The 17941-nt window shown below is 47.2% G+C and carries 17 protein-coding genes; 10 read left to right on the forward strand and 7 right to left on the reverse strand.

Annotated features, from left to right (window positions below; translation table 11 throughout):
- Positions 1-65: 65 nt before the first annotated feature.
- Positions 66-1157, forward strand: coding sequence for a bifunctional diaminohydroxyphosphoribosylaminopyrimidine deaminase/5-amino-6-(5-phosphoribosylamino)uracil reductase RibD (gene ribD, locus R2103_RS00735; RefSeq protein ID WP_317532034.1), 1092 nt, complete (start codon positions 66-68; stop codon positions 1155-1157).
- A 6-nt stretch (positions 1158-1163) separates the two neighbouring features.
- Here ribD and R2103_RS00740 read toward each other — a convergent pair whose 3' ends face one another.
- Positions 1164-1724 (reverse strand): response regulator transcription factor, encoded by a 561-nt coding sequence (locus tag R2103_RS00740; protein ID WP_317529679.1) that lies wholly within the window; start codon positions 1722-1724, stop codon positions 1164-1166.
- 5 nt (positions 1725-1729) lie between these two features.
- A complete protein-coding gene (locus R2103_RS00745) occupies positions 1730-2992 on the reverse strand; it encodes an ATP-binding protein (protein ID WP_132425167.1) in 1263 nt (420 codons plus the stop codon).
- 625 nt (positions 2993-3617) lie between these two features.
- Between R2103_RS00745 and ispH the strand changes: the two genes are divergently transcribed.
- Entirely contained in the window at positions 3618-4562 is a 945-nt protein-coding gene (gene ispH, locus R2103_RS00750) for a 4-hydroxy-3-methylbut-2-enyl diphosphate reductase (protein ID WP_107802038.1), read from the forward strand.
- A gap of 5 nt (positions 4563-4567) precedes the next feature.
- On the opposite strand, the gene thiO is transcribed toward ispH, so the two are convergent.
- Positions 4568-5674, reverse strand: coding sequence for a glycine oxidase ThiO (thiO, locus tag R2103_RS00755; RefSeq protein ID WP_411172577.1), 1107 nt, complete (start codon positions 5672-5674; stop codon positions 4568-4570).
- Between the two features lie 238 nt (positions 5675-5912).
- Between thiO and R2103_RS00760 the strand changes: the two genes are divergently transcribed.
- From R2103_RS00760 to R2103_RS00785, 6 genes are read left to right on the forward strand one after another with little or no spacing between them, the layout of a single operon-like run.
- Positions 5913-6317 (forward strand): type IV pilin protein, encoded by a 405-nt coding sequence (locus R2103_RS00760; RefSeq protein ID WP_317529680.1) that lies wholly within the window; start codon positions 5913-5915, stop codon positions 6315-6317.
- Positions 6283-6912: a type IV pilus modification protein PilV gene (gene pilV, locus R2103_RS00765; RefSeq protein ID WP_317529681.1), complete on the forward strand. Its 630-nt coding sequence runs from the start codon at positions 6283-6285 to the stop codon at positions 6910-6912. Before R2103_RS00760 ends, pilV begins: the two co-directional genes overlap by 35 nt.
- A complete protein-coding gene (locus R2103_RS00770) occupies positions 6909-7985 on the forward strand; it encodes a PilW family protein (RefSeq protein WP_317529682.1) in 1077 nt (358 codons plus the stop codon). The genes pilV and R2103_RS00770 overlap by 4 nt, the downstream gene beginning before the upstream one ends.
- Before the next feature lie 11 nt (positions 7986-7996).
- The gene (locus R2103_RS00775) at positions 7997-8488 is read left to right on the forward strand and encodes a hypothetical protein (RefSeq protein WP_317529683.1); all 492 of its coding nucleotides are present in this window, start codon (positions 7997-7999) and stop codon (positions 8486-8488) included.
- Positions 8489-8512: 24 nt separating this feature from the next.
- The gene (locus tag R2103_RS00780; RefSeq protein WP_317529684.1) at positions 8513-11617 is read left to right on the forward strand and encodes a PilC/PilY family type IV pilus protein; all 3105 of its coding nucleotides are present in this window, start codon (positions 8513-8515) and stop codon (positions 11615-11617) included.
- 27 nt (positions 11618-11644) lie between these two features.
- Complete coding sequence (locus tag R2103_RS00785) at positions 11645-12202, forward strand: GspH/FimT family pseudopilin (RefSeq protein ID WP_317529685.1); 558 nt, start codon at positions 11645-11647, stop codon at positions 12200-12202.
- 50 nt (positions 12203-12252) lie between these two features.
- On the opposite strand, the gene phoU is transcribed toward R2103_RS00785, so the two are convergent.
- The 4 genes from phoU to yaaA all read right to left on the reverse strand — a co-directional run bounded on the left by phoU (position 12253) and on the right by yaaA (position 14971).
- The gene (phoU, locus tag R2103_RS00790) at positions 12253-12960 is read right to left on the reverse strand and encodes a phosphate signaling complex protein PhoU (RefSeq protein WP_108698158.1); all 708 of its coding nucleotides are present in this window, start codon (positions 12958-12960) and stop codon (positions 12253-12255) included.
- Between the two features lie 68 nt (positions 12961-13028).
- Positions 13029-13688 carry a ribose-5-phosphate isomerase RpiA gene (rpiA, locus tag R2103_RS00795; protein ID WP_317529686.1) on the reverse strand — a complete coding sequence of 220 codons (660 nt, stop codon included), beginning with the start codon at positions 13686-13688 and terminating at the stop codon, positions 13029-13031.
- Positions 13689-13776: 88 nt separating this feature from the next.
- A complete protein-coding gene (locus R2103_RS00800) occupies positions 13777-14172 on the reverse strand; it encodes a nuclear transport factor 2 family protein (RefSeq protein WP_317529687.1) in 396 nt (131 codons plus the stop codon).
- Positions 14173-14188: 16 nt separating this feature from the next.
- Positions 14189-14971 (reverse strand): peroxide stress protein YaaA, encoded by a 783-nt coding sequence (yaaA, locus tag R2103_RS00805; protein WP_317529688.1) that lies wholly within the window; start codon positions 14969-14971, stop codon positions 14189-14191.
- 136 nt (positions 14972-15107) lie between these two features.
- Between yaaA and R2103_RS00810 the strand changes: the two genes are divergently transcribed.
- Entirely contained in the window at positions 15108-16595 is a 1488-nt protein-coding gene (locus R2103_RS00810; protein WP_317529689.1) for a DegQ family serine endoprotease, read from the forward strand.
- Positions 16596-16761: 166 nt separating this feature from the next.
- Positions 16762-17937, forward strand: coding sequence for a M20 aminoacylase family protein (locus tag R2103_RS00815; protein WP_317529690.1), 1176 nt, complete (start codon positions 16762-16764; stop codon positions 17935-17937).
- Positions 17938-17941 lie beyond the last annotated feature (4 nt).

Consider the following 17941-nt stretch of genomic DNA (forward strand, 5'->3'; position numbering starts at 1 on the left):
AATAGAATGGCTCTGGACCTTCTATTGCCAGCACAGCCCATTACTCCACAGCAATAAAAGTGCCGATCTTTTCTGCCGCAGATTATGCCTTCATGTCGCATGCCTTGCGCTTAGCCGAGCGAGGGTTGTATAGCTCCACACCCAATCCGCGTGTCGGTTGTGTGATTGCGCGCAACGGGCAGATTGCGGGCAGCGGCTGGCATGAAAAAGCCGGGCAGCCGCATGCGGAAATTAATGCCTTGGTTGATGCGGGAGCAGCGGCCCGTGGCGCGACCGCCTATGTAACGTTGGAGCCTTGCAGCCATCACGGCCGGACGCCGCCTTGTGCCAATGCGTTGATTGCAGCAGGCATCGCACGGGTCGTTATGGCAATGGAAGACCCCAATCCGTTGGTGTCCGGGCGTGGGCAGGCGTTATTGCAACAGGCCGGAGTTATCGTGCAGACGGGATTGTTGCAAGCCGAGGCGCATGCATTGAATGCCGGCTTTGTTTCCCGCATGACGCGAAAGAAGCCTTGGGTGCGTTTAAAAACAGCCGCGAGCCTGGATGGTAAGACTGCATTAAATAATGGTGTCAGCCAGTGGATTACCGGTGAAGCGGCACGGCGCGATGGCCACCGGTGGCGGGCTCGTTCGTGTGCTATCATGACGGGTATCGGCACTGTAAAATCCGATGATCCGCAGTTGTCCGTCCGGTATATCAAAACAGATCGTCAACCCAGGAAAGTCGTGGTCGATAGCCATTTGGCGATACCTTTGGAGGCTCGCTTGCTGCAAGACCGGGAAGAAACATTCATTTTCACCGCCTATGCAGAGAATCCGGAAAAAGAAGCTGCGCTGAGTCAGATGAATGCCAGGGTTATTGCGTTACCGGACGACAAAGGCGCGGTTGATCTACCACTAATGATGACGGTGCTGGCTGAGTCCGGAATCAATGAAGTGCTGGTGGAAGCCGGTAGCGGGCTCAATGGCGCTTTGGTTGAGGCCGGATTAGTGGATGAATTAATTATTTATTTTGCTCCGCACTTAATCGGTGACGATGCGCAAGGTATGATTGCATTACCCGAACTGACCAATCTTGAACAAAAGAAAAAGCTTACGATTCAGGATGTACGCATGATCGGCCAGGATATCCGGATAATTGCGGGGTTTCTATAAGACTTGTCATTCACGCAGCGGCCGTTTGGCGAGCTTACGCTGCAATGTACGGCGATGCATGTTTAATATTCTGGCGGTGACCGAGATATTGTTGTCGTTTTCGGTGAGGATGCGTTGAATGTATTCCCATTCCAGCCGGCCTACGGATAAAGGATGCGCGCTGATCGGAATATTCGCTTCCCCGACCGTGCGTTCAAAAGCCGCCATGATTTCATCCGCGTCGACCGGCTTGGCGAGATAATGTGTGGCGCCCAGTTTGATCGCTTCTACCGCAGTGGCGATGCTGGCATACCCTGTCAACATGACGATTCGGGTGCCCGGATCCAGGTTTCTCAATTTCTCAACCAATACTAAGCCCGATTCACTGGATAATTTCAGATCGACAATCGCATATTCCGGTGTGGATGTTTCAGCCAGATTCAGCGCATCATCGATCGTGTGCGCGCAGGTGATGCTAAAGCCTCGCTTTGTGAGCGCTTTGGACAGTACATCGCAAAAAACTTCATCGTCGTCGACGATCAGTAAACTCGGGTATTCGCTATTATCCGTCAATAAAGATTCAATCATGCTATTCATCCTATTAGCGGTAAAACAACCTGTGTGCAGGCTCCGCCACCTTCGAGATTAAACAAGCGGACACTGCCGCCAAAGCGCTCAATATTGGCATTGGCGAGGAACAAGCCAATGCCAAAGCCTTGCCCCGGCGCCTTGGTGGAAAAGAAAGCTTCGCCGGCGCGCTGCATTACTTCCGCAGATAAACCTTTGCCGTCATCGTTAATTTCCAGTTTAAGCTCCAGATTACTGTCCCAATGACTTTTAATTTCAATGCATTCGGACGATGCATCCGCTGCGTTATTCAGCAGATTTAACAGCGATTGGCTTAATAATTGATTGTCCATGATCTTGGGAGCTGGCAGATCACCTGTGCTTTGATAAGTGAACTTAACCGAAGGGCGTATCAGCTTCCATTTATCGAGAATCTGATTAAGAAAGACGTCAACGGGTAATTCGCTGCCATGTTCGGCTCTGGCCTGGCCTGCTTTCGCCAATAGCTGCGTTAAAGTTTGCTTGCAGTGCGCGATCTGATCGCGAAGAATATGGATGTTATTCTGGAATTCAGCATCCTGCGTGTATTCCTGCTGTAATTCTCCCGCGACGACGGCCATGGTCGAGAGGGGTGTGCCGAGTTCATGCGCAGCACCGGCAGCTAAAGTGCCCAGCGCGATGATTTGCTCATTGCGCAATGCATGCTCTCGCGCCTTGGCGAGATCCTGATCCCGTTCGCGGATGGATGAGCTCATTTTCACGACGAACCAGGCAATGATGACGGTACTTAGCACAAAAGCCAGCCACATCCCTGATACATGCAATGCAAATTCAATCAGATGCTTGTTATGGTCGTGCGGTAATGGCACGTAATTGAACAGCAACAAGGTGTAGCAGGTGATTGTGATGATCGCCATGGTCCAGGTGTAACGCCACGGCAGCGTGGCCGCGGCTATCGTCATCGGTAACAGAAATAATGAAATAAATGGATTGGTTGAACCGCCGCTGAAATACAGCAATGTGCTGAGTGCCAGAACATCGATCTGGAGTTGTAAAAAGAATTCCAGGTGGGATACCGGCCAATTGCGATGCAAGCGGATCCATGTCAGTAGATTTAACACGGCGAGCAACGTGACCACGGTGATCATTTGCGTCCAGGGAATGACGATATCGATGGTCCAGTACACTAAAGCAAAGGTCAGGCACTGTGCGGCAATGGCGATGTTCCGTAACAGAAACAAACGTTGCAAATTTTTACTGAGGGGCGATTGACTGAGATCAGTGAACATTTAGGATGACGCAGCTTTAATTGCCTGGGAAACTTGTAACATTAGCTTAAATTATTCTGTATGGCTATGCGACAAATTGTCTCAGGTATAATTCGACAAGATTAAAATAGAAAAATCAGCGGATGTATTCATGCTGTGCAGCAAACGGCATTGTGAAAAACATGACGGTATGAACATTTGCCGGAATCGTGGTAAGCGGCGGTTTTTTCGGTTAGAATCGTGGGCCGGTTTTATGGTAGACCGGGAGCTGGCGTTATCTTATTGAAATTATTTTATGATTCTAATCCTTGCTCCCAATACCGTAGCACTGATAGTGCGGGATACAAACAGTTGATGGCACACTTGGCCAACTTCCTGGGAATATCGACACGTATTCATACTGAAGCGGGTACCGGATAAACGCTGGCAGAAATCTACCGGATTGGTAATGCCAAAGTGTTGTCGGCTGAGGAAGTTAGCAATCTTCCTTGTGTTGACCGGGTAGTCAGGATTTCCGGGGAAAATCGTGCCGCACTGGCGGGACGCTATCAAGCAGCGTAAAAATAATAGCGCCAAAATTTTAATGCCTGATGTTTGTATCAGAGAATGAGTATAGGCAAGCTATCCATTGTTGGAGGATAAATAGATGATCAAAGTACTACTTTCGAACCCGAGGGGTTTTTGTGCCGGTGTTGACCGTGCGATAGAAATTGTGGAACGCGCATTAACGATGCACGGAGCGCCGATTTATGTGCGCCATGAAGTCGTTCACAATCGTTTTGTGGTCGAAAACCTTGAGAAGAAAGGCGCCGTATTTGTTGAGAATCTGGATGAAGTGCCGCAAGACAGCATTCTGATTTTCAGTGCGCACGGTGTATCGCACGCGGTACGGCGTGAGGCGGCGGATCGGAAACTGAAGGTATTTGACGCAACTTGCCCGCTGGTTACCAAAGTGCATGTGGAAGTAGCCAAAATGCGCAAGGAAGGCAAGGAAATTATCATGATCGGCCACCAAGGGCACCCGGAAGTTGAAGGCACGATGGGGCAGATTGAAGGTGACGATAAAGGGATGTATCTGGTAGAAACCGAAGCGGATGTTGATACCTTAAAAGTTAAGGACGAAACGAATTTGGCGTATGTGACGCAGACGACACTGTCGGTCGACGATGCTGCACGTATTGTGGATGCTTTAAAGAAACGTTTCCCAATGATTACCGGCCCTAAAAAGGATGATATTTGCTATGCCACGCAGAACCGTCAGGATGCCGTTAAGAAAATGGTTAATCAATGCGATCTGGTCATCGTGGTCGGTTCTCCCAATAGTTCAAATTCTAACCGGCTATGTGAAGTCGCACGGAATGCCAATGTAGAATCGTATATGGTTGATCGCGCAGAGCAATTACAAGAAGCGTGGTTTGTCGGGAAGAAAATTATCGGTATTACGGCCGGAGCTTCTGCCCCGGAAATTCTGGTGCAACAAGTGATTTCCCGGCTTAAGCAAATTGGAGCCGAACAAATCGGTGAAGATGTGACAATAGAAGAATTGAGTGGCGTGGTGGAATCGGTGGTGTTTCCATTGCCCAAAGCTTGATATTTTTAGTTAGCACCCCATCCCGCCTGGTAAGGAGCGGTATCGAACGGTTGTGCTGCTCCAGTCATTTCATTTACCAGAATTTCCGCACTGGCAGGCGCCATCGTGACACCATAGCGGAAGTGGCCGCTATTAATCAAAAGATTGCGAATGACCGGATGCCGTCCAATGATGGGAATATTCTCTAATGAAGCCGGACGCAATCCTGACCAGTGCTGCTTGATGGGCATTTTCTCAAGGACCGGCAGAATGATTTGAGCCTGTTCAAGCAGAGAATCGCGCGCGGCTATTGTCGTTTGCTTGTCAAATCCAGAATCTTCCAAGGTACTGCCAATGAGCAAATGACCATCGCGGCGTGGGATAAGATACAAGTCATTCTGCACTATAATGGCTGGTATAGGGGGCGTATCAAATTTAAATAGTAGCATTTGCCCTTTTATCGGTTTGATATCCAATTTGAGTGCATGAGTTGCCAAAATTTCTTTACTCCAAGCACCTGCGCACACAATGTAGTTACCGGCCGAAAATTCTCCACACAATGTAGAAGCGGACTGTATGTGCTGGCCTGTTATTTTTAGATGATTGACCGCACAGTTTTCAACGATCTTTCCGCCCAAAAGTTCAACTCGGCTTCGCAATGCACGTAAAAGTCTTGGGTTACGGACTTGAGCAACATCCGGCAGGAATAAAGCACAATTCTGAGCTTTCTTCATCCGATCAGTAGTGACGGTATGGATTGAATGAATATCGCAAGCCGTGCGCTGCTCTAGTCTGATCCCTCGCATGGAACACCACCGTCGCGCAATTTCTTCATCATAGGGCGGCAAAGTCAACATACCGGATATTTCGTACTCCGGGTCAATTCCAGAAGTTTCACGCAATACGGAAACCCATTCCGGAAATTGCAACGCACTATAGCTGGTAAGACTTGTAACCGCATCGGAATAGCTCCAAGGAAAAAGCGGCGACAAAATGCCGCCACCTGCCCAGGATGATTCTTGCCCGGCTTTGTTGCGCTCAAGAATCGTAACTTTGAAACCTTGAACTAAAAGGTGCTCTGCTGTTGCAAGCCCTATGATTCCCGCGCCGATGACGATGATGTCCTGTTTCATTATGGATTCTGCTTGTTTTATGTTGATAGAAACTGGGATCAGTTATGACGATTAATTTTTCCTGTTCTATTGTCGGTGGATCTACGGTGAGTTCTGAATTTTCCAATAAATCATTGAGGATATCGAATTGTACTAGGTTAAGCTAAAGTTAATCGACGTCATTACCGTTAAACCTGAAGGCGTTCAGGTGCATGAGATAAGGTCGGGTAGAGAAGAAAATTACTTGGGAATTTTTTGGATGAAAAAGAAACAAGTTTTAACAAATCAGTATGGCTTCACATTGATTGAATTAATGATCACAGTTGCTATTGTCGGTATTTTGGCGACAGTTGCTTACCCAGCATACACGCAATATCTGATAAGAGCGAATCGTGCTGCAGCTCAGGCAGAAATGCTGGATATTGCAAATCGACAACAACAGTATTTGTTGACTAACCGGAGTTACGCAAGCAAAACAGCTTTGGAGGCAAGTGGTTATGCGCTGCCATCGAGTGTAAATAGTAAGTACAGCTATGCAATTGTAATCGGAACTGGGACCGTGCCTTCATATACTCTCACATTTACACCGAGTGGCTCACAAGCAAGTGATGGAAATCTGGTGATTACAAATGAGGGTGTCAAAACTCCCGCAGATAAATGGTAAACAAGAAATGCAAATCTTGTGCAATTCAACTTTAGTTTTTTCAATGCGTGGTGTTTCACTTATTGAAGCCCTTGTTACTGTGGTGATTCTAGCAGTAGGGTTGTTGGGATTGGCTGGTTTGCAAATTCGTTTGCAGTCTTCCGAGCTCGAATCATACCAACGGACACAGGCATTGATATTGTTAGAAGATATGACAAACAGAATATCAACTAACCGTGCAAATGCAGCAGCGTACGTTACGACAACAGCCAATCCACTCGGAGTGGGAGATAGTCAACCTACATCTTGCTCGGGTAATGGACAGAGTTATGATGCTTGTCAATGGAGCAATGCGTTAAAAGGCGCTGCTGAACAATCATCGATATCGACAAATGTGGGCGCGATGCTCGGAGCGCGTGGGTGTATAGAGGACCTTGGAACGGGCGATCAATTCATGATCACCGTAGTGTGGCAGGGGATGACTCCGATTTCCGCACCTTCTTCTAACTGTGGGATGGGACTTTATGATAGTGCGACGGGTACAAAATGTGTAAATGATTTGTGCCGACGTACTGTGAGCACAATTGTACGTATAGCTAATTTAGCATCGCCATGAGAGTAAACACTTTAAATTGCGAAATATTAAATAAGCCTGAGTTTGGGATAGTCGACAAGCAAAGTGGTTTTTCTCTGATTGAATTAATGATCTCAATTACATTGGGATTATTGATCATGACGGGTGTGCTGGCGCTATATTTAGACCTAGCTAGAGGTAATGCTGAATTAGCAAAAATGAACCGACAGGTTGAGAATGGTCGATTTACTCTGCAGTTATTACAACAAGAATTATGGCATGCAGGTTATTGGGATACCTATGTGCCGCCATTACCGTCTATTACACCTCCAACAGCAATTCCCAATCCGTGTTTGACCTTTCCGGATTGGGATGCAGCTTACATTAACAACATGTACTTAATTTCTGTGCAAGGTTACGTGGCTGGAGGAACCCTACCTTCTGAATGCTCCTCAATCATTACAAACCGGCAATCTGATTCTGATGTAGTAGTGATCCGATCTGCTGCAACTTGTGTTGCAGGTGGAGCAGGATGTGAAAACTATTCAGTGGGTAAATTATATTTGCAAACCCAATCGTGTGGGAATACGAGCCATATTAATTATGTTTCGAGTGCAGCCACTACACCATTATTGAGTACCTCTACTGATGTGGTTTATAAAAGAGACTGCATAACCTCAGCTGATAGAAGAAAATTAATGATATCAATTTTTTATGTGCGAAATTATTCGGTGACATCGAGTGATGGAATACCGACACTAATGCGCGCTGATTTTGATCTCAGTGGTGGTGTCGTCAAGCTGCAGGCAGCCCAACCAATTATCGAAGGTATACAAAGTATTAAGTTTGAATACGGACGCGATACCGATGGAAATGGTGGAGCAGATGTTTTTGATGATTGTTCTGCTTGCACGGCATTGGACTGGGCAAACGTAGTGGCTGTACAAGTGCATGTGCTGGCACGCAATCTGGAGAGTTCTTCAGGTTATGTGGAAGATAAGACCTATCGGCTTGGATCAACAACGTTAGGTCCTTTTAATGATGGCTACATTCGTCATGTTTATACAAGCTATGTTCGCTTGGTGAATCCATCAGGTCGTAGAGAGAAACCTTGAGGAGTGAATTTATGTTTTCACGACAAACCGGCGCTACTTTGGTAGTTGGACTCATTATGCTGGTTGCCATTACATTACTGATGATATCTGCATTTTCGCTTAGTGGCGGGAATCTAAAAGCAGTTGGTAACATGCAACTCAGGAATGAAGCCATTGCAGCAGCCAATATGGCTATTGAACAAACTATCAATATCAATTTTGTGGCAATCGACCCGGCGAACTATCCAACTACCGTTGATATCGATATTGATCAGGATGATACAACTGATTATGTCGTAACCCTTAAGGCTCCCCTCTGTTTAAAAGCTACTTTGGCTCCAGCAAATGTAGCTGCGCTGAGTGGAGTTAACTCCACGATAACGAATTCATCCAATTATTTGACATTGTGGGAAATTGAAGCAGCTGCTCAGAATGGAGCGACAGGGGCATCGGTAGTTGCTAAACAGGGAATCGCTAAAGAAATGACGCAGAGCGAATATCTGCTGTCTTCGTGCTCAACATAAGAATTTCGGAAAGGGAGTGGGGCTATGTTAACAATACTTAGAAGAAATTTGCTAGTTGTCACATTTCTAGCGATTATCAGCACAGTATCCATTGCTGAAGATATTGATTTATTTACAGGCGTTACGCCATCCGGCTCGGCAGATGTTCCTAATGTTTTGATAGTATTGGACAATACTGCTAACTGGAATACAGCATTCACAAATGAAATCCATGCATTATCCACTGTCCTCAGTGGCTTAGCCGTTAACAAGTTTCGGGTCGGTTTAATGATGTTTAGTGAAACGGGATCAGGAAACAGTAATCCAGATGGCGGATATCTACGTGCTGCAGTTAGACTGATGAACTCAACGAATAAGCCAATATACCAGAGTCTCGTAAATAGCTTACACATATTAAATGATAAATCTAATAACGGTAAACTAGGCCTAACTTTGGCAGAGGCTTACTATTATTTTGCCGGTACAAATGCATATGCGGGACATAATAAGGCCAAACGGGACTATGCCGGTAATGTCTCTGGAACTTCGGCATCCAATGCAATTTATGCATTAAGTGGAAATGCATTATCGTCATCGAGTGATACAGGTTATGAAAGCCCGGTAAGCTCAGGTTGCCAGAAGAATTTTATTATTTATATCAGTAACGGCCCTGTACAGGATAATAGTTCTGACACTTCTACCTCTAATTCAAAATTATCTACGGCAGGGGGTAGTACATCACAAATTACAATTTCTCCGAGTGGCTCGCAATCCAATTCTGGCGATGAATGGGCGCGCTTTATGGCGAATTCAAGTAATCCGCAAATTATCACATACACAATTGACGTGGATCCAGGAACAACAGGACAAGGTCCCGGATTTACTGCATTGTTAAAAAGCATGGCAGGTCAGGGTAAAGGAAAATATTTTGCGGTAAATTCTTCAGTCGATAGTGGCGTGCAAATTTCAGATGCGTTAAATCATATATTTTCAGAAATACAAGCAAAAGATAGTGTCTTTGCTTCAGCTAGCTTGCCTGTCAGTGTTAACACACAAGGTACCTATTTAAACCAGATTTTCGTCGGTATGTTTCGCCCAGATGCAACGGCAAGCCCTCGCTGGGTGGGTAATCTCAAACAATATCAGTTTAAGCCAAGTTTGACGAATAATAAGATCGAATTAAAATTGGCAGATGCTGATGGTGTATTGGCAATTAATAATACTACCGGTTTTATTACGCAATGCGCCCGTAGCTTCTGGACACCGACTACAGCAAGTATTGATACGTATTGGTCTTTTGCACCACAAGGATCTTGCTTGGCGATCGCCAATTCGGAGCTATCCAATACTCCAGATGGTGAAGTTGTAGAGAAAGGTGCAGCTGCATATAGAGTGCGGTCAATCAATCCTTCATCACGCGTCGTTAAAACCTGTAATCCAGCGAGTTGTACTGGATTTAACAGTTTTGATGATGCTAATACTTCAATAACACAAGCACTTTTAGGCGCAACTAATAGCACTGAACGTACAAGTATTATTAATTGGGTGCGTGGTCAGGATGTTAAAGACGAAAATATTAACGGCAATACTACTGAAACTAGACCGTCTGCACATGGTGATATTGTACATTCCAGACCAGTTGCTGTTGATTATGGTGGAAGTACTGGGGTCGTAGTATTTTATGGGGCCAGTGACGGCATGTTGCATGCAATTAATGGAAGTCAATCAAGTAATATTGGCACTCTAACACCAGGTAGTGAATTGTGGACATTCGTTGCACCAGAGCACTATGGAAGGTTAAAGCGTATTTATGACAACAGTCCTGCCTTAACGCTGCCCAGTGTAGGTGATGCAACAGCCAAACCATACTTCTTTGATGGGCGAGTTACAGCCTATAAAGATAGTAGTACAGTTTGGGTTTATGCGACTCAACGGCGTGGCGGGCGTATGATTTATGCTTTTGATGTTAGCACTCCAACCAACCCTGGCTTGAAATGGCGCCAAGGTTGCCCTAATTTGACTGATGATACAGGTTGTACTTCGGCCGATTTTAGTGGCATTGGTCAAACTTGGTCGGCAGCCGTTAATTTGAAATCATCCGGTTATGTTTCTGGATCAACTTCTCTACCTATGCTTATTTTAGGTGGCGGTTATGATACCTGTGAGGATGGGGCAAGTGGAAGTGATCTAAACACTTGTACAGCACCCAAAGGGAATAAGATTTTTGTACTGGATGCAAATAGTGGCGCATTACTTAAGACATTCTCAACAGACCGCAGTGTGGTGGGTGACGTAACTGTTGTACCCAATACCGTTACCGGACTGGCTGAATATGCGTATGCAGCCGATACAGGCGGGAATGTTTATCGCATAACCATAGGTTCTGCATTACCTGCCAACTGGACAATTACGAAAATTGCATCACTGGGATGCAGTACTACCAATTGTCCCGGAGGAGTAGCCAATCGCAAATTCATGTTTGCCCCGGAAGTAGTTGTAACACCTAGTTACAATATTATTTTAATCGGTTCGGGTGATCGTGAGCATCCACTCCTGAGTCATACGACCACGATTGGTGTCGATAATGCATTTTTCATGATTAAAGATAAGCCAACCGATGCTGCTTGGTGGTCATCTGAAACGGCTAATTGTCTGTCACAAGCGTTTGCATGTATGACCTCATTACTTGCGATAGATCCAGATAGTACGGTACTACCGACAGAGACGCAATTGGATGCCCAAAAAGGGTGGTATATGCCTTTTGGCGCAGGTAGTCATGATAAAGAGCAAGTTGTTACATCAGCGATTGCAGTACTTGGTGTTGTTACCTTCAGTACACATACACCAACTCCAACAGACATAAGTAGCTGTGGTTCCAATTTAGGGATGGCTCGTGTATACAATCTCGGCTTCTTGGATGGAAGACCAGCTGTTGGAGCAACACGATATGTACCAATAACGGGGGGGGGATTGCCGCCGTCTCCAGTGGCTGGATTGGTGACTGTGGTACATCCGACCACTGGACAGAATATTACAGTGCCATTTGTGATCGGTTCGAGTCCTGATTCTCCACTGGAAGGAGCATCACCAAAAGCTATTGCAACCCCCTCTAGTTTTAAGACTCGAGCATATTGGTATTTACAACAGTAATGTCTAGCAATGACTAGGGTAAAAAGAATGCATACTCGAGAAAGACTTCAAGGTTACCGTGGTGTAACTTTGATTGAATTGCTAGTTGCAATGTCGGTATTGTCTATTTTATTAACTGTAGGCGTGCCATCTTTTAATCAATTTACTGCTAGCACTCGTTTGAATAGTTATGCCAATACGCTATTCTCGCACATGGCATTAGCCAGATCGGAAGCGATAAAGCGTAATTTGCGTGTTGCAATCTGCAAGAGCTCGGATGGGTTATCGTGTACGAGTTCGGGTAATTGGAATCAAGGGTGGGTTGTATTTGTTGATGTGGATAATAATGCGAGTATCAGTAGCGGCGAGCAAATCATTACTACGATGCCAGCTTTACCAACCGGCTATAGTTTTTCCGGGAATTCCAACGTCAGTAATTATATTTCCTATGATGGACAAGGAATTCCCAAACTCACTAGCGGCGGATTTCAATCCGGAACAATTACCTTGTGTCCAACACCACCTGCAGAAGGTGGTAATGGGCGTGATGTCATATTAAGCAGTAGCGGAAGATCGCGTATAGCAAAGATTACTACTTGCTCGTGATTTGAGTGTTTTGTTTGTAGACTCTAGATAAATCACTTGATCAAGGGGACCTATTCCCTGATTTCCTGTTCGATCTGGTCGGCTGTCACGTGACGGACATCTTTACCTTTGACCATATAAACAACGTATTCAGACATATTTTTTGCATGATCGCCAATGCGCTCGATGGCCTTGGCGATAAATACGATTTCCAGGCAAGTTGAAATTTTCCTGGGATCTTCCATCATAAAAGTAATCAGTTGACGCAAGATGGAGCGGAATTCTTCATCGACGAATTCATCCTGCCGCACAATTTGCGCAGCGGCATTCAAATCCAAGCGGGCGAAAGAATCAAGCGCCTTGTGCAGCATATCCATGGCAATACTGGCAACATGCTTAACTTCATTAAAACGCGGAATGTGCATACGATCCGTTGAATAAATCAATTTTGCCATCCGGGCGATTTTTGCAGCCTCGTCGCCGATGCGCTCCAAATCCGTAATTGTCTTGATCACCATCATGATCATGCGCAAATCGCTTGCAGTCGGCTGTCTGCGCGCAATAATCTGATTGCAGATCTCATCAATTGAAACTTCCATCGCGTTGACACGGTGATCACGGGTAATCACCAGATCAATCAGCTCTTCATTGCCACTCGTCAGCGCATCGATCGCATTCTCGATTTGTTCTTCAACAAAGCCCCCCATTTGCAAAACGCGCGTGCGCACTTCTTCAAGGTCAGCGTCGAACTGCTTGGAAATATGTTCTTTAGTTGCCATGGTCTGCCTTTTGAGGATATCGAAGTATGTGATGCTTTATGGTCTTAATTATCCATGCTTTAAATTAATCAGACAGTAATAGTGCGTACACCTTTGTCTGTTCCCAATAATAACGTATCTGCCGGATGCCGGGCAAAAAGGCCGTTGGTTACAACACCGGTAATCTGATTGAGCGTTGCTTCCAATTCAACCGGATTCATAATTTGCAAACCATGCACATCCAGGATGACATTACCATTATCCGTGACGAAGCCCTGACGTAAGGCCGGATGTCCGCCCAGTTGCACAATCTCACGCGCTACATAGCTGCGCGCCATCGGTATGACTTCAACAGGCAGCGGGAAGTTGCCAAGAACATTCACTAGTTTGCTTTGATCGGTAATGCAGATAAATTTCCGGGCAACCGCCGCGACAATTTTCTCCCGTGTTAACGCACCGCCGCCGCCTTTGATCATATGCAAATGTTCGGTGATCTCATCCGCGCCATCGACATACACGGGAAGATCGATGACATTATTCAGATCCAGTACTTCGATACCATGACCTTTAAGACGTTGTGCCGTTACGTCTGAGCTGGCAACAGCGCCTTCGATTTTATTTTTAATTTTGGCTAATTCATCAATAAAGTAATTAGCAGTGGAGCCTGTGCCCACCCCAACAATACAACCCACCGGAATATGCTGAATTGCAGCTGCTGCAACCGCTCGTTTTTGTTCATCTTGTGTCATTTATGGCCCTATCCAGACAAAAATTGATATAGCCTATCAGGATAGCGTTATCTGCGAATTTAGACAATGCTTCTAACGATCCGTGTTATCAATCAAGCTTGGAAGAATCGCTGGGTTTGCAGACGGCAATGTGCCTGATCAATCCCTCCGGCGTGAAGTATATGCGTTCCAATCCTTGCCGTTTTACCCGTTCACCGGAAGAAGCATCCATACCGGTCATTGTAAACGCGAATTCCACGCCATTGTTTTCAATGCAGCGATATTCAGTAACTTCCCAATGTGCATCAGGAAAGCGATCAAAGAAGCTGATCATCATGGCATGGATGGCCGAACTGCCTTTGTATTCACCGAAGTAAGCGGAACAATAAGTGGCGTCGGCAGTAAATAGGCGCTCGATCTGCATCAGATCGTGATTGTTGGATAAAGTGACATAGTTTCTTGCCAATTCGATGGATTGCCCGGTGTTCATTGATTTTGCCCCCATACATACCTGCTGCGGGTCATGCGGATTTCGATTCCGCGCGGATAAAGACCCATTCATCCTTGCCACTATCTTCTTGACTGAAACGATAACCCGCCACATCGAAGTCTTTAATGGCTTCGGGGTTTGTGAGTTTGTTCTGGATAATGTAGCGGCTCATCATGCCGCGGGCCTTCTTGGCGAAGAAGCTGATAATTTTGTAAACACCGTTTTTCTGATCCTTGAAAACCGGGGTGATGATTCGTGCATTGAGTTTGCTGGGTTGGACGGACTGGAAGTATTCATGGGAAGCGAGATTGATGAGGATGTCATCTTTTTGTTTGGCCAAATCCTGGTTGAGCGCTTGGGTGATTTTATCATCCCAGAATTCGTACAAATTATTGCCACGCGGATTTTTGAATTGAGTACCCATTTCCAGCCGGTAAGGTTGCATCAGATCCAGCGGGCGCAACACGCCATACAATCCCGACAAAATACGCAAATGATCTTGCGCGAACGCCAGTTCGTTTCCGGTCATCGTGTCGGCATCCAAGCCGGTATAGACATCGCCTTTGAATGCGAGAATCGCTTGCTTGGCATTCCGCAGCGTAAACGGACGATTCCAGGCGAAGTAGCGATTGGAATTGAGCGTGGCCAATTTAGAGCTGATTGACATCATCGCACCGATTTGGCTGGGCTCCAGTTTTCTCAGTTCATCGATCAGCATCGCAGAATCGTCGAGAAAATCCGGTTGTGTATGCGCTTGCGTCGATGGCGGTGTTTCAAAATCCAGTGTTTTTGCCGGTGAAATGACAATAATCATGCGTTTTCATCCTGAAATAAAAAATACTATCAGATTCGCTCATTGAGTATAGGTTACTTGTAATTTGCGTCAGCAGCCCCAAACTATTGCTGACCTAATCTATCAAACATTTTTTTGTCGATCAGAGGAGCGAATCATGCTTGGATATCGTAATTTAATTGTGCTGTTGACGCTGGCGCTGTTGATGCCGGGCGATCTGTTGGCGCAGCAGGGCAATGGCGTGGAAAGTTTGCGTCAGACTAGCAAGGCATTTGCCGCAGTGGCGCGCAAAGTTTCGCCATCGGTGGTACTGATTCAGGTCGAACGGGAAACTGAAGCGGTGCAGATGTCGCCTTTCGGCATCCCGTTTGGCAATGGCGGTGGCGATAACTTTCCGTTTGGTGATGATTTTTTCCGGCGCTTCTTTGGCGATCGCCTGCCGGATTCTCCCCGCTTTAATGCACCGGGAAAGAAACCACAACAAGGCAAGCAACGTTCGGTTGTCGGGCAAGGCTCCGGCTTCGTTTTTGCCGCCAATAATAACAAAACCTATATTTTGACCAATAATCATGTGATCGAAGGGAACGATAAAATCAGCGTCAAGTTTCTCGATGGCCGTGAGTTTGAAGCAAAAATCAAAGGCACCGACCCCAAATCGGACATCGCCGTGATCGAAATCGAAGCCAGCGGTCTGCCCGTTGTGCAAATCGGCGATTATTCGCAGCTGGAGGTGGGTGAATGGGTAGTTGCCATCGGCAATCCGTTCGGGCTGAGCCATACCTTGACGGTCGGTGTGGTTAGCGCGAAAGGCAGAACGTCGCTCGGAATTAACGATTACGAAGACTTCATTCAAACCGATGCCGCGATCAATCCCGGCAATTCCGGCGGACCGCTGGTCAATCTGGACGGCGAAGTGATCGGTATGAATACCGCGATTTTCAGCCGCAGCGGCGGTTACATGGGCATCGGTTTCGCCATTCCGATCAATCTGGCCGCGCGTATCGCCAATCAATTGATCGAGAAAGGTGAAGTGGAACGCGGCTATCTCGGCATTATGATCCAGCCGCTGACGGTCGATCTGGCCAAATCCTTCGATTTGAAGAACGACAAGGGCATTTTGATTGCGCAAGTGACAAAGAATTCGCCCGCCGACAAGGCAGGACTCAAAGCCGGCGATGTGATCGTGAACTATCAGGGGCGGCCGATGAGCGATACCGGTGACTTCCGCAACCAAGTCGCATTGGCGCAACCGGGCAGTAAAGTGGAATTCGATATCATTCGCGACGGCAAGCAACGCAACATTTCGGTCAAAGTCGACAAACTCAGCGATCACAAGCAGTTCGCGCAAGAATCATCGCAAGCCAGCGAGAAATTGGGCATCGTGGTACAAACGATTACCGCCGATCTGGCGAAACAACTGGGTATCAAGGCCGGAAAAGGTGTGATCGTGACCGAAGTGGCGCCGGGATCGGTCGCTACGATGGCGGGTATCGGTCGCGGCAGCGTAATCCTCGAAGTCAATCGTAAAGCCGTCAATACCGCTGCCGAGTTCGATCAAGCGATAAAAAACAGCGCCAATAATAAAGTGCTGTTACTGGTGCGGGATGATGAGGTGTCGCGCTATGTGGTGCTGAGCTGGCGTTGATCGATTCGAGCTGTTTGCAGGCGCTTTGGTTGTGGCGCATCGTGTGCGCTTTATGACCATAGCGCCAGCGCGGCGCTCATGCCGCTGGAATAGCCGACGGTTTTTGAGCCCTTGGCTTTATGATGTATGCTGAGCATTTTTGATACGAATAGCGCATTGATCGACCATGAAAATTGCCCCGGAAATTCAAGCATTACAGGCCGACATGCAACGTTGGCGCAGACACATCCATCAGCATCCGGAAACGGCGTTTGAAGAAACCGCAACCGCCCGGTTGATTGCCGATCTACTGCGAAGCGCCGGGATCGAAGTACATCAAGGTTTGGCGAAAACCGGTGTTGTCGGCGTACTGCGCCGTGGCAACAGCAGTAAAAGTATTGCACTGCGCGCCGATATGGATGCGCTGCACATTCAGGAACAAAACCGCTTCGATCATGCTTCCTGTAACAGCGGAAAAATGCACGCCTGCGGTCACGATGGGCATTGCGCCATGCTGCTCGGCGCAGCGAGTTACCTGGCCAAGCATGGTCGCTTCGGCGGCACCGTGTATTTCATTTTCCAGCCGGCGGAAGAATGCCGTGCCGGAGCGCATCAAATGATCAGTGAAGGCTTGTTTGAACAATTCCCGGCGCAGCGGGTGTTCGGCATGCATAACTTCCCGGATGTGCCCGCTGGTCATTTCGCCGTCAAAACCGGACCGATGATGGCGTCGTTCGATTGCTTTGAAATCATCTTGAGAGGTCAAGCCACCCACGCCGCCATGCCGCATCTCGGTAACGATGTGCTGGTCGCAGCGGCGCACTTGGTCACGCAACTGCAAACCATCGTCAGCCGACGGATTGATCCCGCCGATTCCGCTGTGGTCAGCGTCACGCAAATACACGGCGGCAACACCTGGAATGCGCTACCGGATGTTGCCGTCATTCGCGGAACTTTCCGCAGCTTCAAGAATGCTGTGCGCGAGCAACTGGAACAAGGCATCCGTCAACTGGCACAAAGCGTCGCGCAGGGCTTTGGAATTCACGCAGACATCCTGTTCAACCCCGAAAACCCCGGTTATCCGGTGACCATCAACAGCCCGGAAGAAACCGCCAGCGCCATCCGCGCTGCCATCGCCGTTGCCGGTGAGCAATGTGTCGACACTGCACCAACTCCCAGCATGGGTGCTGAAGACTTCGCCTTCATGCTGCAACAAAAACCCGGCTGCTACATCTGGATCGGCAACGGCAGCTCGCAAGGTGGCTGCTTACTGCATAATCCGCATTACGATTTTAACGACGAGATTTTGCCGCTGGGTGCGGCGTATTGGGTTAAATTGGTGGAGAATGAGCTGTCTGTTTAAACTT

It is taken from the genome of Nitrosomonas sp. Is24, from assembly GCF_033063335.1.
In the GTDB taxonomy this organism is placed as follows: Bacteria; Pseudomonadota; Gammaproteobacteria; order Burkholderiales; family Nitrosomonadaceae; genus Nitrosomonas.

Coding starts and splice junctions, on each gene's coding strand:
- R2103_RS00740 (WP_317529679.1), bottom strand. CDS start 1,724: ATGATTGAATCTTTATTGACGGATAATAGCGAATACCCGAGTTTACTG.
- R2103_RS00745 (WP_132425167.1), bottom strand. CDS start 2,992: ATGTTCACTGATCTCAGTCAATCGCCCCTCAGTAAAAATTTGCAACGT.
- ispH (WP_107802038.1), top strand. CDS start 3,618: ATGATCAAAGTACTACTTTCGAACCCGAGGGGTTTTTGTGCCGGTGTT.
- thiO (WP_411172577.1), bottom strand. CDS start 5,674: ATGAAACAGGACATCATCGTCATCGGCGCGGGAATCATAGGGCTTGCA.
- R2103_RS00760 (WP_317529680.1), top strand. CDS start 5,913: ATGAAAAAGAAACAAGTTTTAACAAATCAGTATGGCTTCACATTGATT.
- pilV (WP_317529681.1), top strand. CDS start 6,283: ATGAGGGTGTCAAAACTCCCGCAGATAAATGGTAAACAAGAAATGCAA.
- R2103_RS00770 (WP_317529682.1), top strand. CDS start 6,909: ATGAGAGTAAACACTTTAAATTGCGAAATATTAAATAAGCCTGAGTTT.
- R2103_RS00775 (WP_317529683.1), top strand. CDS start 7,997: ATGTTTTCACGACAAACCGGCGCTACTTTGGTAGTTGGACTCATTATG.
- R2103_RS00780 (WP_317529684.1), top strand. CDS start 8,513: ATGTTAACAATACTTAGAAGAAATTTGCTAGTTGTCACATTTCTAGCG.
- R2103_RS00785 (WP_317529685.1), top strand. CDS start 11,645: ATGCATACTCGAGAAAGACTTCAAGGTTACCGTGGTGTAACTTTGATT.
- phoU (WP_108698158.1), bottom strand. CDS start 12,960: ATGGCAACTAAAGAACATATTTCCAAGCAGTTCGACGCTGACCTTGAA.
- rpiA (WP_317529686.1), bottom strand. CDS start 13,688: ATGACACAAGATGAACAAAAACGAGCGGTTGCAGCAGCTGCAATTCAG.
- R2103_RS00800 (WP_317529687.1), bottom strand. CDS start 14,172: ATGGGGGCAAAATCAATGAACACCGGGCAATCCATCGAATTGGCAAGA.
- yaaA (WP_317529688.1), bottom strand. CDS start 14,971: ATGATTATTGTCATTTCACCGGCAAAAACACTGGATTTTGAAACACCG.
- R2103_RS00810 (WP_317529689.1), top strand. CDS start 15,108: ATGCTTGGATATCGTAATTTAATTGTGCTGTTGACGCTGGCGCTGTTG.
- R2103_RS00815 (WP_317529690.1), top strand. CDS start 16,762: ATGAAAATTGCCCCGGAAATTCAAGCATTACAGGCCGACATGCAACGT.